At 71.3% G+C, this 24445-nt stretch carries 19 protein-coding genes; 10 read left to right on the top strand and 9 right to left on the bottom strand.

Going from position 1 to position 24445, the window contains the following annotated elements; translation table 11 throughout:
• Positions 1-6 precede the first annotated feature (6 nt).
• Entirely contained in the window at positions 7-855 is an 849-nt protein-coding gene (fdhD, locus tag AQJ84_RS02890) for a formate dehydrogenase accessory sulfurtransferase FdhD (RefSeq protein WP_030039719.1), read from the top strand.
• A gap of 349 nt (positions 856-1204) precedes the next feature.
• Here fdhD and AQJ84_RS02885 read toward each other — a convergent pair whose 3' ends face one another.
• Positions 1205-1744, bottom strand: coding sequence for an isochorismatase family protein (locus AQJ84_RS02885; protein ID WP_030039720.1), 540 nt, complete (start codon positions 1742-1744; stop codon positions 1205-1207).
• A 310-nt stretch (positions 1745-2054) separates the two neighbouring features.
• Here AQJ84_RS02885 and AQJ84_RS02880 point away from each other — a divergent pair, with 310 nt between their 5' ends.
• The gene (locus tag AQJ84_RS02880) at positions 2055-3284 is read left to right on the top strand and encodes a DUF4185 domain-containing protein (protein WP_053190261.1); all 1230 of its coding nucleotides are present in this window, start codon (positions 2055-2057) and stop codon (positions 3282-3284) included.
• Here the strand turns inward: AQJ84_RS02880 and AQJ84_RS02875 are convergent.
• The gene (locus AQJ84_RS02875; RefSeq protein ID WP_030039723.1) at positions 3220-4242 is read right to left on the bottom strand and encodes a bile acid:sodium symporter family protein; all 1023 of its coding nucleotides are present in this window, start codon (positions 4240-4242) and stop codon (positions 3220-3222) included. The two genes, AQJ84_RS02880 and AQJ84_RS02875, sit on opposite strands and share 65 nt — an antisense overlap.
• Positions 4243-4444: 202 nt before the next feature.
• Between AQJ84_RS02875 and AQJ84_RS02870 the strand changes: the two genes are divergently transcribed.
• From AQJ84_RS02870 to AQJ84_RS02855, 4 genes are all read left to right on the top strand, one after another.
• Positions 4445-5308: a LysR substrate-binding domain-containing protein gene (locus AQJ84_RS02870; protein WP_053190262.1), complete on the top strand. Its 864-nt coding sequence runs from the start codon at positions 4445-4447 to the stop codon at positions 5306-5308.
• 354 nt (positions 5309-5662) lie between these two features.
• Positions 5663-7489, top strand: coding sequence for an AMP-dependent synthetase/ligase (locus AQJ84_RS02865; RefSeq protein WP_053190263.1), 1827 nt, complete (start codon positions 5663-5665; stop codon positions 7487-7489).
• A gap of 153 nt (positions 7490-7642) precedes the next feature.
• Positions 7643-8434, top strand: coding sequence for an aldo/keto reductase (locus AQJ84_RS02860; protein WP_051869767.1), 792 nt, complete (start codon positions 7643-7645; stop codon positions 8432-8434).
• Positions 8435-8607: 173 nt separating this feature from the next.
• On the top strand, positions 8608-9303 hold the full coding sequence (locus tag AQJ84_RS02855) for a glycoside hydrolase family 75 protein (protein WP_030039727.1): 696 nt from the start codon (positions 8608-8610) through the stop codon (positions 9301-9303).
• Between the two features lie 13 nt (positions 9304-9316).
• On the opposite strand, the gene AQJ84_RS02850 is transcribed toward AQJ84_RS02855, so the two are convergent.
• From AQJ84_RS02850 to AQJ84_RS02840, 3 genes are all read right to left on the bottom strand, one after another.
• Complete coding sequence (locus AQJ84_RS02850; RefSeq protein ID WP_030039728.1) at positions 9317-10021, bottom strand: SDR family oxidoreductase; 705 nt, start codon at positions 10019-10021, stop codon at positions 9317-9319.
• 282 nt (positions 10022-10303) lie between these two features.
• Positions 10304-11206 carry a class I SAM-dependent methyltransferase gene (locus AQJ84_RS02845; protein WP_030039729.1) on the bottom strand — a complete coding sequence of 301 codons (903 nt, stop codon included), beginning with the start codon at positions 11204-11206 and terminating at the stop codon, positions 10304-10306.
• A 169-nt stretch (positions 11207-11375) separates the two neighbouring features.
• Positions 11376-13091, bottom strand: a complete 1716-nt coding sequence (locus tag AQJ84_RS02840) for a glycoside hydrolase family 6 protein (protein WP_030039730.1) — start codon at positions 13089-13091, stop codon at positions 11376-11378.
• A 557-nt stretch (positions 13092-13648) separates the two neighbouring features.
• Between AQJ84_RS02840 and AQJ84_RS02835 the strand changes: the two genes are divergently transcribed.
• Positions 13649-16567 (top strand): glycoside hydrolase family 48 protein, encoded by a 2919-nt coding sequence (locus AQJ84_RS02835; protein ID WP_030039731.1) that lies wholly within the window; start codon positions 13649-13651, stop codon positions 16565-16567.
• Between the two features lie 226 nt (positions 16568-16793).
• Complete coding sequence (locus tag AQJ84_RS02830; RefSeq protein WP_030039733.1) at positions 16794-19451, top strand: cellulose binding domain-containing protein; 2658 nt, start codon at positions 16794-16796, stop codon at positions 19449-19451.
• Between the two features lie 53 nt (positions 19452-19504).
• Here AQJ84_RS02830 and AQJ84_RS02825 read toward each other — a convergent pair whose 3' ends face one another.
• Both AQJ84_RS02825 and AQJ84_RS02820 read right to left on the bottom strand, forming a co-directional pair.
• A complete protein-coding gene (locus AQJ84_RS02825; RefSeq protein WP_059198793.1) occupies positions 19505-21403 on the bottom strand; it encodes a rhamnogalacturonan lyase in 1899 nt (632 codons plus the stop codon).
• A gap of 42 nt (positions 21404-21445) precedes the next feature.
• Complete coding sequence (locus AQJ84_RS02820) at positions 21446-22402, bottom strand: helix-turn-helix transcriptional regulator (RefSeq protein WP_053190264.1); 957 nt, start codon at positions 22400-22402, stop codon at positions 21446-21448.
• Positions 22403-22442: 40 nt separating this feature from the next.
• Here AQJ84_RS02820 and AQJ84_RS02815 point away from each other — a divergent pair, with 40 nt between their 5' ends.
• Entirely contained in the window at positions 22443-22922 is a 480-nt protein-coding gene (locus tag AQJ84_RS02815) for a hypothetical protein (RefSeq protein ID WP_030042893.1), read from the top strand.
• Positions 22919-23380, top strand: a complete 462-nt coding sequence (locus tag AQJ84_RS02810) for a hypothetical protein (RefSeq protein ID WP_030042894.1) — start codon at positions 22919-22921, stop codon at positions 23378-23380. Before AQJ84_RS02815 ends, AQJ84_RS02810 begins: the two co-directional genes overlap by 4 nt.
• Here AQJ84_RS02810 and AQJ84_RS02805 read toward each other — a convergent pair.
• Positions 23364-24107: a class I SAM-dependent methyltransferase gene (locus AQJ84_RS02805; protein WP_030042895.1), complete on the bottom strand. Its 744-nt coding sequence runs from the start codon at positions 24105-24107 to the stop codon at positions 23364-23366. The genes AQJ84_RS02810 and AQJ84_RS02805 overlap by 17 nt on opposite strands.
• A 3-nt stretch (positions 24108-24110) precedes the next feature.
• Complete coding sequence (locus tag AQJ84_RS02800; protein ID WP_030042896.1) at positions 24111-24413, bottom strand: 4a-hydroxytetrahydrobiopterin dehydratase; 303 nt, start codon at positions 24411-24413, stop codon at positions 24111-24113.
• Positions 24414-24445 lie beyond the last annotated feature (32 nt).

Here is a 24445-nt window from a genome sequence, read left to right as displayed (position 1 = left end):
CAGGACATGGGACGAGTCACGGAACGACGCAAGGTGACCCGGATCCGGGACGGCGTGGTCTCCAGCCGCCCGGACACGCTGGTCGCCGAGGAGCCCCTGGAGATCCGGCTCAACGGCAAGCCGCTGGCGATCACCATGCGCACGCCGGGGGACGACTTCGCGCTGGCGGCGGGTTTCCTGGTCAGCGAGGGCGTGCTCGCCGAACAGGGCGACCTGCAGAACATCGTGTACTGCGCGGGCGCCACGGCCGACGGCTCCAACACGTACAACGTGGTGGACGTGCGGACGACGCCCGGCGTGGTCGTCCCCGACATCACCCTGGAACGGAACGTCTACACCACCTCCTCGTGCGGCCTGTGCGGGAAGGCGAGCCTCGACGCGGTCCGCACCACGGCACGCTGGCCCATCTCCGACACTCCCCCGCTCCGGGTCGGGCCCGAACTCCTCGCGGGCCTCCCCGACCGGCTCCGCGCGGCCCAGCGGGTCTTCGACCGGACCGGGGGCCTGCACGCGGCGGCCCTGTTCACCGAGGGCGGCGAGCTGCTCGACGTACGGGAGGACGTGGGCCGGCACAACGCGGTCGACAAGCTCGTGGGCCGCGCCCTGCAGAACGGCGACCTGCCGCTGTCCCGCACCATCCTGCTGGTGTCCGGCCGGGCCTCCTTCGAGCTGGCGCAGAAGGCCGTGATGGCGGGCATCCCGATGCTGGCGGCGGTCTCGGCGCCCTCCTCCCTCGCCGTCGACCTGGCGGCGGAGACCGGTCTGACCCTGGTGGGCTTCCTGCGGGGCAGTTCCATGAACGTGTACGCGGGCGAGGACCGTATCGCTCTGCGGGCCGCGGCCGCCCAGGGCTGAGCGGTCCCCCGCGACACGGCGGCGGGGCCCCGACCGGCGGGGAGCGCCCCCTGCGCCGCAGGGGCCCCGTCTCAACCCGTCGCCCGCCGCCGCGCGAGCTCGGCGAAGGCGGCGACCCGGACGGTGGCGCGAACCTGGTGTGAACGCCCGGGCCAGCGGGGTCCCCCGCGACACGGCGGCGGGGCCCCGACCGGCGGGGAGCGCCCCCTGCGCCGCAGGGGCCCCGTCTCAACCCGTCGCCCGCCGCCGCGCGAGCTCGGCGAAGGCGGCGACCCGGACGGTGGCGCGAACCTGGTGTGAACGCCCGGGCCAGCGCGCCCGGACCAAGCGCGCCCGGACCCCTCACCGCTCAGACGAAGCGCACCTCGGACGCCGTGACCACGGTGCCCAGCCGGGGGAAGTCGAGCCGCACCGACGCCTCGTGCTCGGCCGCCGTGAACGCGGTCATGGCGTCCTCGGCGAACACCAGGTCGTAGCCGAGGTCCCCGGCCGCGCGAGCGGTGGACTCGACGCCGAGGTTGGTGGCGATGCCGCCGAACACCAGGGCGGTGACGCCGCGTTCGCGCAGCCGCCGGTCCAGGTCCGTGCCCTGGAAGCCGCCGATCGTGTGCTTCACGATCTCGATGTCGCCGTCGTGCGGCAGCGCGGCCGCCAGTCCGCTGCCGGGCGGCTGCTCGGTGATGCCCGGCCGCTCGACGCGGACCAGCACGACGGGCGCGCCGACCGAGCGGAACCGAGCCGCCAACTCCACACTCACGTCGAGGACCTCGGCCCCCGCGCGGGGTTCGAGCGGCAGAGCGAGGATGCGCTCCATGAGGTCGACGAGCACGAGGGCGGTGCGGGCGGGGTCGAGTGCCGGTGTGGTGTCGGCGGTGTGCGGTGTGATCATGACGGAACGCTATCCGCCGTCAGCGCTCCGTACCGGCTCGGCCGTCCGCAACGGCTTCCCGGCCTCCCTCCGGTCCCGCCCACCGCGGCGGCTCGGCGAGCCGAGTCGCCGGCGGGGACGTCGACGAGCCGGGCGCACACCGGGCAGCGCATGGACCGCCGTGCCTTCCTCACCGGCACGACCGACGACGTCCGGGTCTGGACCGGGCGCGCATCGACGCCGAGATCACCGCCGGGACGGCGTCGCCGACGGACACCGTTGTGCGGCTGCCCATGGACCAGGGGAGCTCGGGCCAGTAACGTGCCGGAGCGTGCCCGAGGACAGACGAGCACGACGACAACGGACGGGAGTCGGGGTCGGCCTGGTACTGGCCCTGGTTCTCACGGCGGTGCTGCTCGGCGCCCTGCCGGACGACGAAGGCCGCGAGGGGCGGGACTGCGTACCGCGTACCGTCGGCTCGTGGTCGGCTGACGAGCGGCTCACCGGCGAGTTCGCCCGCTACGGCGACGACGCCGCCCGTGCCGACGACTGGACCGGCGGCGACGGCACCCACTCGGTGCGGCTGCCGGACGGGCGCGTGCTGTGGCTGTTCTCGGACACCTACCTGGGCCAGGTGTACCGCCCGCCCAACCCGGTCGGCGAGTCGTACGCCTGGCGGGACGGCACGGCACCCCTGGTGCGCAACTCCGCGGTGGTGATGGACGACGGACGGCTCGCCACCACGCTGCCCGCGCCCCTGTTCCCCGACCCGGGCCCCGGCCGGTGGCGCTGGCCCGTGGCGGCCCGCGTCGAACCCCGCTCGCCCGGCTCCTCCGAGCAGGTGCTGCGGGTGCTGCTGTGGGTGCGGACGGCCGGTCAGGCGCCGTGGATCTACGGGGTGCCGACCGCCACCGAGGTCGCCACGCTGTCCCTGCCCGACCTGCGGGTCGAGTCGGTCGTCGAGGTGCTCGACCAGCGGCAGGTCCGAGACCCGTCCCGGCGCGTGCTGTTCGGCACGACGCTGGTCCACCGGGGCGGCTGGACGTACGTCTTCGGCGGCGACGACGGGCAGGCCGCGTCCCGGCCCGTCTCGCACGCGTACGTGGCCCGGGTGCCCGAGGGCGGGCTCGGGGATCCCGCAGCCTGGGAGTACTGGGACGGCTCCGCCTGGGTGGCGCGCGCCCGACCGGGTGCCGTGCTGGGGGACGGGCGGCGCACCGGGGTGGGCAGCGCGTTCTCGGTGGTGCGTCAGGGCGGCACGTACGTGCTGTTCACGATGGCGGCGGGGACGCGGGGGCTGACCACGGTGACCTCGTACTGGGCCTGCTCCCCCACCGGGCCCTGGCACGGCCCGGTGAAGGACTTCACGCCGTCGCTGCCCTCGGACCAGGTCGCCGCCTACAACCCGCAGGCACACCCCGAACTCGGCGGCGACGGACGGCTGGTGCTGAGCTACGACGTCAACTGGCTGGAGGTGACCGGCGCCGCGGCGCAGCTCAACCGGAACGTGTCCCTGTACCGACCGCGTTTCGTGACGCTGCGGCTGAGGCCGGTGCGCTGAGCTCCTCGCCGGGGCCGGGTTCGTCGTGCGAGCGGCGCTTGGCGATCACCGCGCACACCATCAGCTGCATCTGGTGGAAGAGCATCAGCGGCAGCACGGCCAGCGAGGCGTGCGCGCCGAACAGGACGCTCGCCATGGGCAGTCCGGAGGCGAGGGACTTCTTCGAGCCGGCGAACTGGATCGCGATCCGGTCCTCGCGGCCGAAGCGCAGCGCCTTGGCGCCGTACCAGGTCAGGGTCAGCATCACGGCCAGCAGCACGGCCTCGACGACCATCAGTCCGGCCAGCCGGCCCGGGCTCACCTGGTGCCAGATGCCCTGGACCATGCCCTCGCTGAACGCCGTGTAGACGACGAGGAGGATCGAACCGCGGTCGACCAGGCCTAGCACCTTCTTGTGCCGGGCGACGAACTCGCCGATCCAGCGGCGCAGCAGCTGCCCGGCGAGGAACGGCACCAGCAGTTGCAGGACGATCTCCAGCACCGAGTCGGCGGAGAACCCGCCGGTGCCGCCGCCGAGCAGGGCCGCCGCCAGCAGCGGGGTGACGACGATGCCGACCAGGGAGGAGAAGGAGCCGGCGCAGATGGCGGCGGGCACGTTGCCGCGGGCCATCGAGGTGAAGGCGATCGAGGACTGGATGGTCGACGGGACGAGCGTGAGGAAGAGCAGGCCCTGGTAGAGCGGGTCCGTCAGGAAGACGGGGACGAGCCCTCGGGCGGCCAGGCCCAGCAGCGGGAACACGAGGAACGTGCAGGCCAGCACGGTGACGTGGAGCCGCCAGTGCTTGAGTCCGTCCAGCGCCTCGCGGGTGGACAGCCGGGCGCCGTAGAGGAAGAAGAGGAAGGCGATGGCGCCCGAGGAGGCGCCGGAGGCCACGTCGGCCGCCGTCCCGCGGGCCGGGAGGAGAGCCGCGAGGCCCACCGTCCCGAGCAGCAGCAGGATGTACGGGTCTATCGGCATCCAACTCGGCCATCGCAGGCGTTTCACGGTGCTCCACTTGCTGGTCGTCGTGCGCGTGTGCGGTCGCGGTGCCGGGCCCGCCCTGGATCGGGGCCCTCGCGCCGGGGCCGGAGGGCCCCCCTCCATCGTGCTCCCTGCCGCCGCGATCGGGAATCCGGCATACCACTCTGACTGTCATCACGTTCCGCGATAGCCTGGCGATGTGTACGACCCCTCCCAGCTGCGTACGTTCCTCACCGTGGCCCAGACGCTGAGCTTCACGCAGGCCGCCCGGCGACTGGGGCTGCGCCAGTCCACCGTCAGCCAGCACGTGCGGCGGCTGGAGGAAGCCGCCGGACGGCAGCTGTTCACCCGGGACACCCACTCCGTGGAACTGACGGAGGACGGCGAGGCGATGCTCGGCTTCGCCCGCCGGATCCTCGACGTGCACGAGCAGGCGACGGCGTTCTTCACGGGGACACGGGTGCGCGGCCGGCTCCGTTTCGGCGCCTCCGAGGACTTCGTGCTGACCCGGCTGCCGGAGATCCTGGAGGGCTTCCGGCACGACCATCCCGAGGTCGACCTGGAGCTGACGGTCGAACTGTCGGGGACGCTGCACGAGCAGCTGGCGGCGGGGAAGCTGGACCTGGTCCTCGCGAAGCGGCGCCCCGAGGACCCGCACGGACAGCTGGTCCGCCACGACGAGCTGGTGTGGATCGGCGCGGAGCGGCTGCGCCTCGACCCGGACCGGCCGGTGCCGTTGATCGTGTACCCGCCGCCGGGCATCACCCGGGCCCTCGCCTTGGAGGCGCTGGAGCGGCAGGGGCGGTCCTGGCGCGTCGCCTGCACCAGCGGCAGCCTGAACGGCCTGATCGCGGCGGCCCGTGCGGGCCTCGGCGTGATGGCCCACTCACGGGGGCTGATCCCGCCCGGCCTGGTGCGCGTCCCCGACCGGTCGGGACTGCCGGAACTCGGCCGCGTCGACTTCGTCGTGGTCCACGGCCGCCGCCGCACGGCCGCCCAGGGCGCGGCCGACGCCCTGGCCACGGCGATCCTCACCGGCGGGGACCGTCTGCACGGACGCTGACCGGGCGCTCGACAGCGGGCGGCGACGGTGACCGTGTGACGGATCCGGGTGTTCGGACGCTGACAGAAGAGGACCGCGGGTGCACGGACGAGGGCGGACGACCCAGTTCCACGGTCGTGATTCGGCCATCGTGAGGGGCGTAATCAGGTCGTACAGATTCGGTGGAGATTACGGCACCGAAACTTACTCAACCGTCAGCTTTCTGTCCGACCCTTCCCCATGTGCGCGCATTTTCCGTCACTGACCAGTGCATACGTGAGCACTGCTCGAATTCCGCCCCCCTCCCGCCCACCTCCGGGGTGGGGTAGCTTTCACCGCGCTGAGCGGAGCTGCACCAGAGGCGGGGAGCGGGGTTTGCGCGAGTTCACCAACCCTCCGTTGGCGTTGGCACCGCCGGTGGGCGGTCTGGCCGACGTCGTCTTCCAGCATGCGCAGGAGGACCCGCTGCACATCGCGCTCGGCCGCAAGGACGACACCGGCCAGTGGCGTGACGTGACCGCCGCCGAGTTCCGCGACGAGGTGATGGCCCTCGCCAAGGGCCTGCTCGCCCAGGGCATCCGTTTCGGCGACCGGGTCGCGATCATGGCTCCCACGCGCTACGAGTGGACCCTCTTCGACTACGCCCTGTGGTCCATCGGCGCCCAGGTGGTGCCGGTCTACCCGACCTCCTCGGCCGAGCAGTGCTTCTGGATGCTCTACGACGCCGAGTGCACCGCGGCGGTCGTGGAGCACGAGGACCACGCGATGACCATCGCCACCGTCATCGACCGGCTGCCGCAGCTGCGCCGGCTGTGGCAGCTGGACTCGGGGGCGGTGCAGGAGCTGTACGACGCGGGCGCCCACCTGGACGACGAGGTGGTGCACCGGCACCGGCAGGCGGTCACCCCGGACTCGGTCGCGACGATCATCTACACCTCGGGCACCACCGGCCGGCCCAAGGGCTGTGTCATCTCGCACGGCAACTTCATGTACGAGGCGGACACCGTCATCGAACGCTGGGAGCCGGTGTTCCACTCGAAACGGGGCGACGAGGCGGCGACCCTGCTGTTCCTGCCGCTGGCGCACGTCTTCGGGCGGATGGTCCAGATCGCCGGGATCCGCGGCAAGGTGAAGTTCGGTCACCAGCCGCAGCTGAACGCGGCCGCGCTGCTGCCCGACCTGGCCGCCTTCAAGCCGACCTTCTTCCTCGCCGTGCCGTACATCTTCGAGAAGGTGTTCAACGCGGCCCGCCGCAAGGCCGAGAAGGAGGGCAGGTCGGGACCGTTCGAGAAGGCCGTCGACGTCGCGGTGAAGTACGCGGACGCGATGGAGGCGAAGGCCTGGGGCATCGGGCCCGGCCCCTCGGCCGGCCTGCGCATGCAGCACCAGCTCTTCGACAAGCTCGTCTACTCCAAGGTGCGCGCCGCGATGGGCGGCCGCATCCGCCAAGCCATGTCGGGCGGCTCGGCGATGGACCGCAAGCTCGGACTGTTCTGGGCGGGAGCGGGCGTGCACATCTACGAGGGCTACGGCCTCACCGAGACCACCGCCGCCGCCACCGCCAACCCGCCCGAGCGCACCCGCTACGGCACCGTCGGGCAGGCCATCCCCGGCATGACCGTGCACATCGCCGACGACGGTGAGATCTGGCTGCGCGGCGAGAACGTCTTCCAGGGCTACCTCAACAACCCCAAGGCCACCGACGAGGCCCTGCACGACGGCTGGCTCGCCACCGGCGACCTCGGCTCCCTGGACGAGGACGGCTACCTCACCATCACCGGCCGCAAGAAGGAGATCCTCGTCACCTCCGGCGGCAAGAGCGTCTCGCCCGGCCTCCTGGAGGAGCGGGTGCGCGACCATCCGCTGGTCGCCCAGTGCATCGTCGTCGGCAACGACCGCCCCTACATCGCCGCCCTGGTCACGCTCGACCAGGAGGCCGTGGAGCACTGGCTGGCCATGCGCGGCAAACCCCGGATGGCACCGGCGGAGTTGGTGCGCGACGCGGACCTGGAGGCCGAGGTGCGACGGGCCGTGGTCGCCGCCAACACACTGGTCTCCCAGGCCGAGTCGATCCGCACCTTCCGGATACTGGCCCAGCCGTTCACCGAGGAACACGGCCTGCTGACCCCGTCACTGAAGCTGAAGCGCAAGGCGATCGAGAACGCCTACGGCAGCGAGGTGGAGGCGTTGTACCGGGCATGAGTCCGGGTACCCGTACATTCCGTCCGATTCTCCGGTCAGGAATGCATCACGGCTCGTGATCGTTGACGATGGGAGAACCACCCGACAAACGACCGTAAGGATCAAGAGCTCGTGAGCAAGGTCCCCCCGATCATCCTCAACAACGGCGTCGAGATGCCCCAGCTGGGCTTCGGAGTCTGGCAGGTGCCGGACGACGAGGCCGAGCAGGCGGTCACCACCGCGCTGGAGGCCGGGTACCGCAGCATCGACACAGCGGCGATCTACGGCAACGAAGAGGGCACCGGCAAGGCGATCGCGGCCTCCGGCCTGCCCCGTGAGGACGTGTTCGTCACCACCAAGCTCTGGAACACCGACCAGGGCTACGACTCCACGCTGAGCGCCTTCGACACGTCGCTGGCCAAGCTCGGTCTGGACTACGTCGATCTGTACCTGATCCACTGGCCGGCGCCGGCCACCGACAAGTACCTCGACACCTACCGGGCGTTCGAGAAGCTCCTCGCGGACGGCCGGGTGCGCGCCGTCGGCGTGTCCAACTTCCTTCCCCAGCACCTCGAGCGGCTGATCGCCGAGACGTCCGTCGTCCCCGCGGTCAACCAGATCGAGCTGCACCCGCACCTGCAGCAGCAGACGTCCCGCGACTACCACGCGGAGCAGGGCATCGCCACCGAGGCCTGGTCGCCGCTCGGCCAGGGCAAGGGCCTGCTGGAGGTTCCGGCGATCGTCGCCATCGCCCGCAAGCACGAGCGCACCCCGGCCCAGGTCGTGCTGCGCTGGCACCTCGAACTCGGCAACGTCGTGATCCCGAAGTCCGTGACGCCCTCCCGGATCAAGGAGAACATCGAGGTCTTCGACTTCAGCCTGGACGCCGAGGACCTCGCGGCGATCAGCGCGCTGAACGAGGACCGTCGCCTGGGCCCGGACCCGGCGACGTTCGAGCTGCCCTGACCCTTCCCGGACACGCGCCCCGGGCCGGTACCACATCCGTGGCACCGGCCCGGGGCGCCGTCGTGTCCACCCCCCGCCCGGGTGACCGGCGCGGCCGCGCCGGAGGGCCGCCGCGAACCCGCGTGGTAGGCACATCCCACTAGCGGATTTCCCTACGGAAGGGCCCCCTCGCAGTGCACCTCCGGACACTGACCCTCACCGCGCTCTCCGCGGCCGCCGTGCTCGCCGCCGGCTCGCTCCCCACGACCGCCTCCGGCACCCCGCGTCCCACGTCGGCCCAGGAGGGCGCGGTCGACGCCGCCGGCCTGCTCGCGAAGGTGTCGTCCTGCGCGCAGATCTCCCACGGCAAGTACCGCACGGACGCGAACACCCGGGCCGAGATCCCCGTGTGCGGCCTGAAGGGCGCGGTGTTCTGGAAGGCCGACATGGACATCGACTGCGACGGCCGACGCACCGCGAAGTGCAACGAGCGGACCGACCCCTGGTTCCACCCCGACACCGCGTTCCACCAGTCCGACGGCAGGCCGCTGCGCTCCGACACCCTGCCGTACGTCGTGGTGCCCGGCGCGAGCGCCCTGTGGAAGCCGGCCGCCTCGGGCATCAGGGGCGGCGGTGTGGTCGCGGTGATCCACGACGGCAAGGTCCGGTACGCCGTCGTCGGCGACACCGGCCCCTCCCAAATCATCGGCGAGGCCTCGTACGCGGCCGCGAAGTCCCTGGGCATCGACCCGGATCCGGCCCGGGGCGGCACGGCCGCCGAGGTGACGTACATCCTGTTCAAGGACTCCCGGGTGTCCCCCATCGAGAGCCACCGGCAGGCGGTGGCTCTGGGCAAGCGGCTGACGAAGCGGTTCCTCCTGGAGAACTGACGTCCTCGCAGGGTCAGTTGGGCTGCCCGACCGGCCGGACGACGACGGTGTTGACGTCGACACCCTCGGGCTGCCCCAGCGCCCACACGATCGAGTCGGCGATCTGGTCGGCGGTGAGCAGACGGCCGGGCGGCAGGCTGCCGTAGCTGTCCCAGAAGGGGGTCTCCACGCGTCCGGGCGCGATCAGGGTGACCCCGACGCCGAACTCCGTCACCTGTCGGCGGGTGTTCTCGGCGAGCCCGGTCACCGCCCACTTCGTCGCGCCGTAGATGTTGCCCGGTGTCGGCACGAACCCGGCGACGCTGCCGACCAGCACGATCCGGCCGCGGGTCTCCTTCAGGGCGTCGATCGAGGCCCTGACGAGCAGGGCGGGGCCGAGGACGTTGGTCAGGACCATCTCGGTCCATCCGGCGGGGTCTCCGTCCGCGACGGAGTCGTGGGTGGCGAAGCCGGCGTTGGCGACGACGGTGTCCAGTCGGCCGAACTCTGTCAGGGTACGGTCGACGGCCGACCGCACGCTGTCGTACTCGGCCGCGTTGCCGGTGAGCGTCAACAGGCCTTCGGGCCGCCCGAGTTCCTCGGCGAAGGCCTTCAGCCGTGCCTCACCGCGGCCGGTGACGGCGACGCGCCCGCCGCCGTCGAGCAGCCGCCTGGCGACCGCGGCGCCGATGCCGCTGGCGCCGCCGGTGATGAGCGTGACCGGAGAGTCGGTGGTCATGGATACCCCCTGTGATCTGTGCGGACAGCGCGGAGTCCATCACTTGAAGCGCTCTCGAAGTCAAGGGGTGCGGGGCCGCGGTCAGGGCGGGCAGGTGCTCCGGTGGGCGGCCGAGGGGAAGTAGCGGTGCCACCGCGCCTCGGTGATGACCGGTTCGCGCGGGAGGCGGTCAAGCGGCGGGTGCTCGCCACGCACTTCGTGTCTGCCGCACGCGGAACGTCCAGGGCGCACGACCCACGCTCCGCACCCGGCCGGGCCACTGCTGACCGGCCCGGGCCGGCGTCATCCCGTCCGCACGGCGGTGTACACGGTGTGCGCCGCCAGCACGAAGGCATCGGGCCGCCGGTGCACGCTCGCCGGGTCCCCGGGGTCCAGGAGCCGGTCGAGCGTGTCGCGGTCGGTGGCGTCGAGGCGGTCGCCGAAGCCCTCGCGCAGGCGCCCGAGGGTGGCCGCGGCGTGGGCCCGGGCGCGGTCCGTGGTCGGTGCGGGCAGGTCGAGCAGGAAGCTGCGGGTGCCGGTCGGCCGCAGACCCGCGGCGGTCATCAGCGCCGGCCAGTCCTCGGTCTCGGCGACGGCGCCGGGCAGGTCGGCGCGCATGCTCGCGAACCACTCCTCCTCCAGCGCGTCCAGGCGCGCCTGCAGTCCTGGGCGGCCGATGCCGATGTCACGGGGCAGGAAGCGGGCCGGCAGGCCGCCCTCCAGGAGCGCGAGGGTGCCACCGGGCGTCAGACGGGCCGCGAAGGCGGCGAGGGCGGCCCGCTGGTCCCCGAGGTGGTGCAGGCTCCGGCTGGCCCAGAGCAGGTCGGCCGGGTAGTCCAAGTCGTCGAGTACGCCGGGCAGTTCACCGGCGAGGGTGTCGAAACGGTCGGCGACTCCGAGCCGGGCGGCCCGGGCGCGGGCCCGTTCGAGGAGCGGTTCGGTGCCGTCGACGGCGACGACGCGGGCGCCGGGGAAGGCGTCGGCGAGCAGACAGGACACCACGCCGGGTCCGCTGCCCGCGTCGACGATCAGTCCCGGCTCGGTCTGCTTGTGTCCGAGCCACGCCAGGGCCCGCTCGTACAGGGGCGTGAACAGCTCCGCCTGGCTCTCCAGCAGGGGGGCCATCTCGTTCCAGTCGATGTCGGTGTGCCCGTGGTGGTGGGGTGCGTGCTCGGATGCGTGCTCGCCTGTGTGCTCGTGCGCCATGGTGGTCAGCCTCTCGTCCGCCTGGGGACAGCGTGCGCCGACGCACCGCGGCGGGGCCACCTCTGTTGCTGCGACGGCAAAAAGGGTGAGGCTGCGCGCCGCTGATCCGCCGGGGTCCGGCCCTGGAGGGCCGACCCCGGCGGATCGGTCACGTGCGACCCTCAGGGGGTCACAGCGCCGGGTAGGCGTTCTTCATGAGCTCCTGGAACTGTGCCGAGAACCAGTGCCCGGCGACCGGGGCGTTCGGCAGGGCGCCGGACATGTTGTTGTTGTTGCGCGGGTTGCCCGTGTACGTCGGGTCGCACATCCGGTCGAAGCCCTTGCCCTCGTCGTTCGGGATGGCGCTGCTGGAGCCGTCGGACTCGCCCGGCGGCTTCATCCAGACGTACGCGTCGATCCCGGCGGCCGGGCTGGCCTTCGGGCGTTCACCGAGACCCGCACCGGACTGGTTGCACCAGTTCCCGGTGTTGAAGCGGCGGTCGTAGCGGCCGCCGTCGACGTAAGTGTCGACGCTGGTCATGGCACCGGGGCCGGTGGGCCGGGCCGAACCGCCCCAGCCGTTGCGGGAGGTGTCGATCAGCATGCCGACGCCGGAGTTGAAGCCGGTCGTCACCAGCTGGTTGCGGAAGGCCTGGGCGAAGGACAGCTCGTCGACGTAGCGGTTCCAGTCGACCCACTTGGACTCGCGGACGGACTTGCCGGCCACGGAGTCGTTGATGGTGAAGTTGTTCTCCTTCAGGGCGCTGTAGTTGGCCGTGTTGGTGATGAAGCCGTGGACGTCGTTGACGGTGGCGCCCTCCGTGGTGGCCGCCTCCTTCATCAGGGTGGCAGTGGGCGCGAAGTTGTCGTCCCAGCCGATCCAGCCGTGGTGACCGGCGTCGATGTAGTTGTAGACGTTGCCCACGTCACCCAGCTTGTTCAGGGCGTAGCCGACGCCCTTCTGGTAGTTGCCGTTGGCCTTCATCACGTCACACTGCGGGGTGGCCGTGGGGCGGCTGCCGGTGTTGGTGACGAGGTTGGGCAGCGAGTCGATCTCGATGGTGGTCACGATCCGCAGCGAGGCGTACTTCGCGTCGGCGAGGATCGCCTTGATCGGGTCGATGTACTGCGTCTTGTACTTGTCGATCTCCGTCGGGCCGAGCTCACCGTTGGAGGAGAGAGCCGCGCAGTCGCGACCGGGCAGGTTGTAGATGACCAGCTGGACGACGAGTTCGCCGGAGCCCTTCTGGGTGAGCGCCGCGTCGAGGTGGTCGCGCAGGCCCATGCCGCCGTTGACGCCGTTGATCGCGGCGATCCGGTCCAGCCACACCCCGGTGGGCTGGTTGGAGATACGGCTGCCGCCCGGCTCGGCGGCGGCCTTCGCGGACCACTCCGGGTTCACGTACACCTTGGCCCCGTTGTAGGGGTTGTCGACGCGGGTGCCCGGGGTGCCGGGGTCCGGCGGGTCGGTGGGTCCGCCGCCGCCGTCGTCGACGTTGCAGGTCACGCCGTCGAGGGTGAAGGTGGCCGGGAGGGCGTTGGAGCCGCTGTAGGTGCCCTGGAAGCCGAAGCTGGCCGAACCGCCGGTGGCCAGCGTCCCGTTGTAGGACTCGTTGGCTGCGGTGACGGCCGTGCCGCTCTGGCTGATCTTGGCGTTCCAGCCGCTGGTGACCTTCTGGTTACCGGCGTAGGACCACTTCACGGCCCAACTCGACTTGGCGGCTCCGTTGTTGGTGACGGTGACCGCGGCGGTGAAGCCGGTGCCCCACTGGTTCTGGATCTTGTAGTCGACGGTGCACGGGACGGCGGCGATACCGGCGTCCCCGGGAACGACGGCGAACGCCGTCCCGGACGCCCCGGCGACCAGCGCCAGGGCAGCGAGCATCGCGGTTCTGGTACGACTCATGAGTGCGGGTTCCTTCTCGGTTGCGGGGTGTTGACCGTTCAGGGCGCGCATGATTCAGGGACGGGCCGAACGCAGGTGTTCTCGACGAGCTCCTGTGCCGCGAGGGGCACTTGGGCGGCGACCGGGGTGAGCGTGGGGTTCCGGCGGCTCTCGTGGGAGCAGCAGGCGAAGGTGCGGCCGTTTTGTCGGCACCGGCCTGGACGCCATCGGCGGAGCGGGCTCCGGCGTACGCGGGACGGGTGCCGTGCCGTCACCCGGGTCCAACGGGCTCGACGGCTAAAAGTACTGAACGCGGGGGGTGTCGCATGAGCGACTCCTTGCAGATCAGCGCGTCGTGGCAGACGCGTCGACTGATGGAATCGCTCCCACTGGTGTCCATGAAGCTAGCGCCAAGTGACGGCAAAGAACAGAGGAGTCACTTGACTTTTCCTCAACACCGTTCGTCGAATCTTTTCGACTCTTCAAGCACCTTGACCCCTTCCACCCTGATCCTCACTATGGGAGCGCTCCCACTGGTTCAAGCCTTGACAACTCCTAGCCGCAGGAGGAACCAGAACATGCCCCCCAGAGCAAGACGCCGGATCGCCCGGCGCGCGTGGACCGCCGTGGTGGCGGCCCTGGCACTTCCCTTCACGATGCTGAGTTCGGGTTCGACTCCCGCGCAGGCGGCGGCACTTCAGTGCAGCGTCGACTACAAGACGAACGACTGGGGCTCCGGCTTCACCGCTGACGTGACGATCACCAACCGGGGCACGGACCCCATCGCCGGCTGGAGTCTGACGTACAGCTACGCGGGCAACCAGAAGCTCAGCGGCAGCGGCTGGAACGGCACCTGGTCCCAGTCCGGCCAGGCGATCACGGTCAAGAACGCCTCGTACAACGCGAACATCGCCCCCGGCGCCGCCGCCTCCACCGGCGCGCAGTTCACCTACAGCGGCAGCAACGCGGCGCCGACCAACTTCGCGGTCAACGGCACCAGTTGTGTCGGTGCCCACCAGCCGCCGATCACCGTGCTGACCAGCCCGGCCGCCGGCGCGGTCTACTCGCGGGGTGACGCGGTGCCGCTCGCCGCGACCGCGGCGGCCGCGGACGGCGCGACGATCAGCAAGGTGGAGTTCTACGACGACACCACGCTGCTGGGCACGGACACGAGCGCGCCCTTCACGCACTCGGCCTCTGGCTTGACCGTGGGCAGTCATTCCCTGCTGGCCAAGGCGTACGACAGCCTGGGCGCGTCGGCGGAGTCCACCCCGGTCGGCATCACGGTCGCCGCGGGTCCCGCGGTGGTGGCCTCGACCAACCAGCTGGCCGTCCAGCAGGGCAAGACGGCGACCTACGACGTGAAGCTGTCGACCCAGCCCTCGGCCAACGTGACCGTGACGACCGCCCGGACCGGCGGCAACGCGGGCCTGTCCGTGACCGGCGGGGCCTCGCTCACCTTCACCCCGTCGAACTGGAACACCGCGCAGAAGGTGACCGTCACGGCCGACTCCTCCGGCACCGGGGCGGCGACCTTCGAGTCGACGGCCACCGGACACGGCAAGGCGGCGGTGACCGTCACCCAGATCGCGGCGTCCAAGGACTACGACGCCCGCTTCCTGGAGCTCTACGGGAAGATCACCAACCCGGCCAACGGCTACTTCTCCCCCGAGGGCATCCCCTACCACTCGGTCGAGACACTGATCGTCGAGGCCCCGGACCACGGCCACGAGACCACGTCGGAGGCCTACAGCTACCTCCTGTGGCTGCAGGCCATGTACGGCAAGGTCACCGGCGACTGGACCAAGTTCAACGGCGCCTGGGACATCATGGAGAAGTTCATGATCCCCACCCACGCCGACCAGCCGACCAACTCCTTCTACAACGCCTCCAAGCCGGCGACCTACGCGCCCGAGCTCGACACCCCGAACGAGTACCCGGCGAAGCTCGACGCCGGGGTCTCGGTGGGCCCGGACCCGATCGCCGGTGAGCTGAAGTCGGCGTACGGCACGGACGATGTCTACGGCATGCACTGGCTGCAGGACGTCGACAACGTCTACGGCTTCGGCAACTCGCCCGGCAAGTGCGAGGCAGGACCGGCGGACACCGGACCGTCGTACATCAACACCTTCCAGCGCGGTGCGCAGGAGTCGGTGTGGGAGACGGTGCCGCAGCCCACCTGCGACGCCTTCAAGTACGGCGGCAAGAACGGCTACCTGGACCTGTTCACCGGGGACGCCTCCTACGCCAAGCAGTGGAAGTTCACCAACGCCCCGGACGCCGACGCGCGGGCCGTGCAGGCCGCGTACTGGGCGGACATCTGGGCCAAGCAGCAGGGCAAGGGCGGTGACGTCTCCGCGACCGTCGGCAAGGCCGCGAAGATGGGCGACTACCTGCGGTACGCCATGTTCGACAAGTACTTCAAGAAGGTCGGCAACTGCGTCGGCCCCGCCTCCTGCCCGGCCGGTACCGGCAAGGACGCCTCGCACTACCTGCTGTCCTGGTACTACGCCTGGGGCGGTGCCACCGACACCTCGGCGGGCTGGGCCTGGCGGATCGGCTCCAGCCACGCGCACGGCGGTTACCAGAACCCGCTCGCGGCGTACGCGCTGAGCAACTACGCGCCGCTGAAGCCCAAGTCGACCACGGGCCAGGCGGACTGGGCCAAGTCCCTCGACCGGCAGATCGAGTTCTACCGCTGGCTCCAGTCGAACGAGGGCGGCATCGCGGGCGGTGCGACCAACAGCTGGGCGGGGCGGTACGCGAGCCCGCCGGCCGGGAAGTCGACGTTCTACGGCATGTACTACGACCAGCAGCCCGTCTACCACGACCCGCCGTCCAACCAGTGGTTCGGCTTCCAGGCGTGGTCGATGGAGCGGGTGGCCGAGTACTACCAGCAGACGGGTGACGCGGACGCCAAGGTGGTCCTCGACAAGTGGGTCGACTGGGCGCTGTCCAAGACCACGATCAACCCGGACGGCACCTACCGGATTCCCTCCACCCTCCAGTGGTCGGGTCAGCCCGACACCTGGAACGCCTCAAGTCCCGGCTCCAACAGCGGACTTCACGTCACCGTCGCCGACTACACCAACGACGTCGGAGTGGCCGCCGCGTACGCCAAGACCCTGACGTACTACGCGGACCGGTCCGGTGACACCGAGGCCGCCACCACGGCCAAGGCGCTGCTGGACGGCATGTGGGACCACCACCAGGACAGCCTCGGCATCGCCGTCCCGGAGACCCGCGCCGACTACAACCGCTTCGACGACGGCGTGTACGTCCCGAGCGGCTGGAGCGGCACCATGCCGAACGGCGACGCGATCAACGCGTCGTCGACGTTCGACTCGATCCGCTCCTTCTACGAGGACGACCCGGCCTGGTCGAAGATCGAGTCCTACCTGGCGGGCGGAGCCGCGCCCTCCTTCACGTACCACCGGTTCTGGGCCCAGGCGGACATCGCCCTGGCCATGGGCTCGTACGCGGAGCTTCTCGAGTAGCCCCCGCCAGGCGCTCCGCGGGTGGGGCGGGGATTCGATCGCGCGTCCGTCGGCTGGCCGCGCGGTGCCCCACCCCCCTGCGGAGGGCTTGAAAGCTCCGTGTGCGCGGTCTCGTCACCGGACGACGAGACCACCTGGCCGGGCGGCCCCCACCCGCACTGGGGGCCGCCCGGCCCTCGCACGCTCCCCCTCCTGAACGGCCGTCCCGAAAGGAAGGTCCCCCACCGTGCGAAGAACCCGCATTCTCACGGCCGTACTGGCGCTGGCCGCCGGGCTGCTGTCGGGCGCCCCCACCGCCCTGGCCGCCGATCCCCCACGGCCGAAGCTCGCCGCCGACACCTACACCTGGAAGAACGCCCGCGTCGACGGCGGCGGATTCGTCCCCGGCATCGTCTTCAACCGCACCGAGAAGAACCTGGCGTACGCCCGCACCGACATCGGCGGCGCCTACCGCTGGCAGCAGTCGACGAAGACCTGGACGCCCCTGCTGGACTCGGTCGGCTGGGACGACTGGGGGCACACCGGCGTGGCGAGCCTGGCCTCCGACTCCGTCGACCCCGACAAGGTGTACGCGGCCGTCGGGACGTACACCAACAGCTGGGACCCGGGCAACGGGGCCGTACTCAGGTCGTCCGACCGCGGCGCCAGCTGGCGCAAGGCCGACCTGCCGTTCAAGCTGGGCGGCAACATGCCGGGCCGGGGCATGGGCGAACGCCTGGCGATCGACCCGAACCGGGGCAGCGTGCTGTACCTGGGCGCCCCGAGCGGCAAGGGCCTGTGGCGGTCGACGGACTCCGGCGTGACCTGGTCGCAGGTGACGAACTTCCCCAACGTCGGCAACTACGTGGCGGACCCGTCCGACACCAGCGGGTACTCCAGCGACAACCAGGGCATCGCCTGGGTCACCTTCGACGAGTCCACGGGCACGGCCGGGAGCGCGACGAAGACGCTCTACGTCGGGGTCGCGGACCTGCAGAACTCGGTGTACCGGTCGACCGACGCAGGCGCGACCTGGAGCAGGCTCGCCGGGCAGCCGACGGGATACCTCGCACACAAGGGCGTCCTGGACGCGAAGAACGGCTACCTGTACCTCGCCTACAGCGACAAGGGCGGCCCGTACGACGGTGGCAAGGGCCAGCTGTGGCGGTACGCGACAGCGACGGGCACCTGGACGAACATCAGCCCGGTCGCCGAGGCGGACACCTACTACGGCTTCAGCGGGCTGACGGTGGACCGGCAGAAGCCCGGCACCGTCATGGCCACCGCCTACAGTTCCTGGTGGCCGGACACCCAGATCTTCCGTTCCACGGACAGCGGCGGCACCTGGACGAAGGCGTGGGACTACACGTCCTACCCCAACCGTTCCAACCGCTACACGATGGACGTGTCGTCCTCACCGTGGCTGAGCTGGGGCGCGAACCCCTCGCCGCCCGAGCAGAGTCCCAAGCTCGGCTGGATGACGGAGTCGCTGGAGATCGACCCGTTCGACTCGAACCGGATGATGTACGGGACGGGAGCGACGGTCTACGGCACGGAGAACCTGGGGAACTGGGACAGCGGCGGCCAGTTCACCATCAAGCCGATGGTGCAGGGCCTGGAGGAGACGGCGGTCAACGACCTCGCCTCTCCCCCGGCCGGAGCCCCGCTGCTCAGCGCCCTCGGTGACATCGGCGGCTTCCGGCACACGGACCTGACCAAGGTCCCGTCGATGATGTTCACCTCGCCGAACTTCACGTCGACGACGAGCCTGGACTTCGCGGAGACCAAGCCCGACACCATCGTCCGCGTCGGCAACCTGGACTCCGGGCCGCACGTGGCGTTCTCGACCGACAACGGCGCCAACTGGTTCGCCGGCACGGACCCTTCGGGCGTCAGCGGCGGCGGCACGGTCGCGGCGGCGTCGGACGGCGGCCGCTTCGTCTGGAGCCCGGCGGGCACCGGCGTCCACCACACGACGGGCTTCGGCTCGTCCTGGTCGGCGTCCACCGGCATCCCGGCGGGTGCGATCGTCGAGTCCGACCGGGTCGACCCGAAGACCTTCTACGGCTTCAAGTCCGGGAAGTTCTACGTCAGTACGGACGGCGGCGCGACCTTCACCGCCTCCTCGGCCACCGGTCTGCCCGCCGGTGACAGCGTCCGCTTCAAGGCACTGCCCGGCACGAAGGGCGACGTGTGGCTGGCGGGCGGGGCGACGGACGGCGCGTACGGCCTGTGGCACTCCACGGACGGCGGCGCCACCTTCACCAAGCTCTCGGGTGTCGAGCAGGCCGACACCGTCGGCTTCGGCAAGGCGGCTCCGGGAGCGTCGTACCAGACCCTCTACACCAGCGCGAAGATCGCCGGGGTACGCGGCATCTTCCGGTCCACCGACAAGGGCGCGACCTGGACCCGTATCAACGACGACGCCCACCAGTGGGGTTGGACGGGGGCGGCCATCACCGGCGACCCCAGGGTCTACGGCCGGGTCTACGTCTCCACCAACGGCCGTGGCGTCGTCTACGGCGAAAGCTCCGACGCCGGCTCGGGAGGCGGCGGCGGTACGGATCCGACTCCGACGCCCACCGGCGCCTGCACGGTGACGTACGAGGTCACCAACCAGTGGTCGGGCGGTTTCCAGGCGGACGTGCGGCTGTCCAACACCGGGTCGGGTGCCTGGAGCGGCTGGTCCCTCAGCTGGGCCTTCCCGGACGGCCAGAAGGTCACCCAGGCCTGGAACGCCGAAGCCTCGCAGTCGGGCACGACGGTCACGGCGAAGAACGTCGGCTGGAACGGCAACGTGGCGGCGGGCTCGTCGGTGAGCTTCGGCTTCACGGGGAGCTGGTCGGGGACGAACACGAAACCGGCGGCTTTCAGGCTGGGCGACCAGAGCTGCACGGTTCTCTGACCCGTCGGGGGCGCGAGGGCGCGTGCCGGTGCGGCACGCGCCCTCTTGGTCGTCTACGGCGTGTAGACCGTGGGCCGCGGGGCCGTGGGCATTTGGTTGCCGATGAAGAAGCTCGGGTGCGGCGGCTGGTTGTAGGCGGTGTTCTGCCAGGCCAGGGCCGTGCGGTACATCGTGTCGTGCAGCAGGGTGGTGATCTTCGTGGAGGTCTCGGTGGGCGTCGAGTAGATCCGCAGGGCCGTGTTGTTCGAGGTCGGCCAGACGACCTCCTCGCGCCAGTCGCCGAGGATGTCCCCGGCCAGGGACGGTGTCGCCTTGGTGCTGTTGTTGGAGTGGACGCCGGAAGCGGTCAGCAGGCGGGTGTCGCCGGAGGTGCCGTACTTGTCGATGCGGGTGCCGTCGAGGAGTTCGCGGACGGGGTCGCCGTCCCACCAGCTGAGGAAGTTGATGCTGGAGGGTTCCCGGCCGAGGGAGGCACCGGTCGCCGAGCGCAGGGTGGTGTCGGAGGCCGACCATGCCTCGGCGCCCGGGCTGCCGGCGTAGACGTCGGCGGCCACCCCGCGGCCGTTGTCGGCGCCGGAGGCCGTCTGCCACAGGATCTGGCCGGTGCGTGCGTCGGCCATCCAGGAGCCGGGCTGGCTGGTGCTCTCGGAGACCTTGAAGTACTCCAGGCCCGACCGGGAGGGGTTGAGGTCCCCCACGTGGCCGGCGTCGCCGTGGCCCGTCCTGGTCGTCCACAGCCCGCCGCCGGTGTCGTCGACGGTCATGGCGCCGTAGACGATCTCGTCCTTGCCGTCGGCGTCGACGTCCGCGATGGACAGGCTGTGGTTGCCCTGACCGTCGTAGCCCTTGCCGCTGTTGGTCGAGGAGCTGGTGTCGAAGGTCCAGCGTCGGGTGAAGGTCCCGCCTCGCCAGTCCCAGGCGGCGATCACCGAGCGGGTGTAGTAGCCGCGCGCCATGATCAGGGAGGGGCGGGCGCCGTCCAGGTACGCCGTGCCGGCCAGGAAACGGTCGACGCGGTTGCCGTAGGAGTCGCCCCAGGAGGAGACCGTGCCGCGGGCCGGGACGTAGCCGACGCTCTGCATCGCCTTGCCGGTCTGGCCGTTGAACATGGTCAGGTACTCGGGGCCGGTCAGGACGTAGCCGCTGGAGTTGCGGTGGTCGGCCGAGGAACTGCCGATCACCGCACCGGTGCCGTCGACCGTGCCGTCCGAGGTCTTCATGGCGACCTCGGCCTTGCCGTCGCCGTCGTAGTCGTACGCCTGGAACTGTGTGTAGTGCGCTCCGGAGCGGATGTTGCGCCCCAGGTCGACGCGCCACAGCCGGGTGCCGTCCAGCTTGACGCCGTCGACGATCGTGTTGCCGGTGTAGCCGGACTGGGAGTTGTCCTTGGCGTTCGTCGGCTGCCACTTCAGCACGAAGTCCAGCGCGCCGTCGCCGTCGAGGTCGGCGACGGAGGCGTCGTTGGCCTCGTAGGTGTAGGCGACGCCGTCGGGTGTGGTGCCGCCGGCGGGCGGGGTGATGGGCACGTCCTTGTAGCCGGTGCGGAGTTGGACGGCGTGCACCGAGTCGGCCTGCTCGACACCGCCGACGACCGCGCGGACCGTGTAGTCGGCCTGGGACGGGGCGCCGGAGTGGAAGTAGTTCGTGGAGCCGGTGACCGGCGTGGAGTTGACCTTCGTACCGGCCCGGTAGACGTTGAAGGAGACGTCGTTCGGGTCGGTGCCGAGCCAGCGCCAGCTGACCAGGTTGCCGGCGTCGGTGTGCACGCTGACGACCCCGCGGTCGAGCTTCTCCACCTGGCGGGCGGTGGCGGCCTCGGCGGTGTCGGTACCGATGGTGGCGGTCAGTCCGGCACCGACGAGGGCCGCGACGGCGGTGGCCGCCGAAAGCAGCACTCGGCGTCTGCGGTGGGGGCGGGCGGACGGCTGCGGGTGCGGGTGCGGGTTCTGCACGGGAGCGAACCTCCTGGGGGGACGGACGGGTTCCGTTCCCCTTCAGTTGCCGCCGCCCGGCTCGGAGTTGCCGTACCTCCCGGCCAGTTCCGCGACCGTCGCGGCGATTCTCGCCCGCAACTCGGGCGGGCTGAGGACCTCGACGTCCGCGCCGAGGCGCAGGAACTCGGCGTGCGCGTGCTCGACGGACTCGATGGGGACGCCGACGACTCTCCAGCCGTCGTCGTCCTGGCGACCGTGGATGTCTCTCGTCCTGGCGAGTGTCACACCCGGCGCCAGCCGCACCACCGCCTCGCCCCGGTACAGCCGGTCGTGGAAGTCGCGCTGGTACGCCGCCCAGTAGGCGGCCAGGTCGAAGTCCTCGGGCCGGTCGAACACCTCGTCGCAGGTGCCGAGTTCGAGGATCTGGTCGACGCGGAAGGTGCGCGGGCCGGGGCCCGCGACGACGTACCAGCGGCCTGCCTTCAGCACGAGGCCGTACGGCTCCAGGCGGCGCTCCACGTCGGTGGGTTCGCGCCAGCGGCGGTAGACGACCCGCAGGACGCGGCTGTTCCACACGGCGTCGGCGACCGCCGGCAGAAACGGCGCCTCGTCCCCGTCCGCGTACCAGCCGGGCGCGTCGAGGTGGAAGCGGCCGCTGATCCGGTCGGCGTGGGAGCGCAGTTCCGGCGGCAGGGCGGCGCGCACCTTGAGCTGGGCGGCGGCCAGCACGGAGCCGAGACCGAGCTCGGCGGCGGGTCCGGGGGCACCGGCGAGGAACAGGGCCTGCGCCTCTCCCGCGGTGAGGCCGGTGAGGCGGGTGCGGTAGCCGTCGAGGAGCCGGTAACCGCCGGCGTGGCCCGCGTCCCCGTACAACGGGACGCCGGCCGCGCCGAGCGCCTCCACGTCCCGGTAGACGGTGCGCACCGACACCTCCAGCTCCTCGGCGAGCTGGGCGGCGGTCATCCGGCCCCGGGTCTGGAGCAGGAGCAGGATCGAGACGAGTCGGCCGGCCTTCACTGACACAGGATGGCAGTGAAGTGGTCCTAGCGTCCTGTTCATGGCCTTCACGGAGAAACTGCTGACCGCGCCGCCGCCTCTCCGGGTGGCGGGGCGGCACATCAAGCGCTACCACGTCACCGCGGACCCGGCGGGCATCGCGCCCGACGTGGAGAAGGCGGCGTACGCGATCCTGCCGGAGCTGTTGCCGGAGCCGGACGGCACGCCGCCGGCGACGTTCGTGGTGCTGCACCGGGGCGGTGACGACGGCGCCTATCTGAACGCGTACAGCTGGGTGTGGGACAACGTCCTGCACTTCCGGGGCGCCGCGGCGGGACAGCCCGTTCTCGGCTGCCCGGACGACGATCCGACGCACTTCGTCACACCCGACCTCCCGTGGATCGGCTGCGTCTGGGAGCTGCCGCCGATCCTGCACGAACGGGACGCCTGGGTACGACATCTGCTCGCCCCCGAAGTCCCCTCCTTGGAGGGCTACTTGACCGACTCACTGCCCGCCGGGACGACCGGGGACCGCCGATGAGCGGCCCGCACGACTTCGACTTCCTGCACGGCGAGTGGGAGGTCCGCCATCGCCGCCGCACCGACTTCCTGGACCCGGCGGCCGGTTGGGAGGAGTTCGCTTCCACCAGCCGCTGCCGGAGTCTGTTCGACGGGGCCGCGAACATCGACGAGCTGGACGTGCCGGGTCAGGGGTGGAAGGGGCTGACCCTGCGGCTCTTCGACCGGGAGACCGAGGAGTGGTCGCTGCACTGGTCCTCCAGCCGCAGCGGAAGGCTGTACCCGCCGGTGGCCGGCCGCTTCGAGGGCGGGCGCGGCGAGTTCCACGGCGACGACACACACGACGGCAAGGAGGTGCGGGTGCGGTTCGTGTGGTCGGGGATCTCCGCCACCACGGCCCGCTGGGAGCAGGCCTTCTCCGCCGACGGCGGGGACACCTGGGTGGCCAACTGGTCCATGGACTTCAGCCGGGTTTCCTGAACGCCAGCACCGTGAACACCGGGTCGGGGCGTGGCCGGTCCTGGTCGGGGAGCGCTCCCAGACGGGCGGCGAACCGGGCGGCGAGCGGGTGGTCGGGCGGTACCCGCGTGAACCAGCCGCGCCGCAGGTCCGCGACCGTGCTGCGCGGGCTGCGGCCCTGCCCGAGGCCGGTGAACCGGGCCTGCCCGGCCGGCTCCAGTCCGCGGGCGACGGCGTAGCAGGTGACCGCGTCGGTGGCGTCCTGGGCGGGCCGGCGCGGGCGGGGCGCCAGTACCGCGTCGATGTCGCTGCCCACGTCGTGGGCGGCGGCCTTGTCGACGGTGGTGACATACACCCCGCCGGGCCGCAGGACGCGGGCACACTCGGCGACGACGGCCCGGACGTCGCCGGACCCGTCGAGCAGATGGAGCAGCCAGACGCCGGTGACGGCGTCGAACGCCCCGTCGGGGAACGGCAGCCGGCGGCCGTCCGCGAGGACGATCGCACCCGGCAGCCGCAGCGCCGCCATCCGGGCCATGCCGTACGTCAGGTCCGCGCCCGTCACCCGCAGGGCGGGGCGGGCCGCCGCCAGGCGCCGGGTGACGATCCCGGTGCCGCAGGCGACGTCGAGGAGGCGGGTGGTGTCCGGCGGGACCAGGCTGAGGACGGCGTCGGCGGCCGCGGCGGCTCGGAGCTCGCCGCCGCGGGTGGCGTCGTAGGCGTCGGCCTCCTTGTCGTAGTCCAGCACCTGTCACCGGGCTCCGTGGCCGGGGGCGAGCGCCTCCACCCTCGTCGCGAGTTCGAAGTCCAGCCCGGTCACGGCCCCGCCCACGCTGTGGGTGTTCACGGTCAGCGAGACGGTGTTGTAGCCGAGGGTGAGGTCCGAGTGGTGATTGAGCTCCTCCTGGACCTGGGCGATGTGGACGACCATCGCCGTGGCGGCGAAGTGCGTGCCGAGCCGGTAGGAGCGGGCGAGGCGGTCGCCGTCGAGCGACCAGCCGGGCAGCTCCGCGAGCCGGTCCTCGATCTCCTTCTGCGACAGCGGTTCGGGCATGACCGCGCTCCTTCCTGGATGCCGGGGCATTA

The organism is Streptomyces resistomycificus (assembly GCF_001514265.1).
Taxonomy (GTDB): domain Bacteria; phylum Actinomycetota; class Actinomycetes; order Streptomycetales; family Streptomycetaceae; genus Streptomyces; species Streptomyces resistomycificus.
The sequence above is the reverse complement of the archived record's forward strand: the minus strand, read 5'-3'. Positions and strand labels throughout refer to the sequence as shown.

Bases quoted from the DNA above. Each gene is read 5' to 3' on its own strand.
- AQJ84_RS02835 (WP_030039731.1), top strand. From the start codon at position 13,649: ATGCCCCCCAGAGCAAGACGCCGGATCGCCCGGCGCGCGTGGACCGCC.
- AQJ84_RS02815 (WP_030042893.1), top strand. From the start codon at position 22,443: ATGGCCTTCACGGAGAAACTGCTGACCGCGCCGCCGCCTCTCCGGGTG.
- AQJ84_RS02850 (WP_030039728.1), bottom strand. From the start codon at position 10,021: ATGACCACCGACTCTCCGGTCACGCTCATCACCGGCGGCGCCAGCGGC.
- fdhD (WP_030039719.1), top strand. From the start codon at position 7: ATGGGACGAGTCACGGAACGACGCAAGGTGACCCGGATCCGGGACGGC.
- AQJ84_RS02840 (WP_030039730.1), bottom strand. From the start codon at position 13,091: ATGAGTCGTACCAGAACCGCGATGCTCGCTGCCCTGGCGCTGGTCGCC.
- AQJ84_RS02885 (WP_030039720.1), bottom strand. From the start codon at position 1,744: ATGATCACACCGCACACCGCCGACACCACACCGGCACTCGACCCCGCC.
- AQJ84_RS02800 (WP_030042896.1), bottom strand. From the start codon at position 24,413: ATGCCCGAACCGCTGTCGCAGAAGGAGATCGAGGACCGGCTCGCGGAG.
- AQJ84_RS02875 (WP_030039723.1), bottom strand. From the start codon at position 4,242: ATGCCGATAGACCCGTACATCCTGCTGCTGCTCGGGACGGTGGGCCTC.
- AQJ84_RS02845 (WP_030039729.1), bottom strand. From the start codon at position 11,206: ATGGCGCACGAGCACACAGGCGAGCACGCATCCGAGCACGCACCCCAC.
- AQJ84_RS02860 (WP_051869767.1), top strand. From the start codon at position 7,643: ATGCCCCAGCTGGGCTTCGGAGTCTGGCAGGTGCCGGACGACGAGGCC.
- AQJ84_RS02810 (WP_030042894.1), top strand. From the start codon at position 22,919: ATGAGCGGCCCGCACGACTTCGACTTCCTGCACGGCGAGTGGGAGGTC.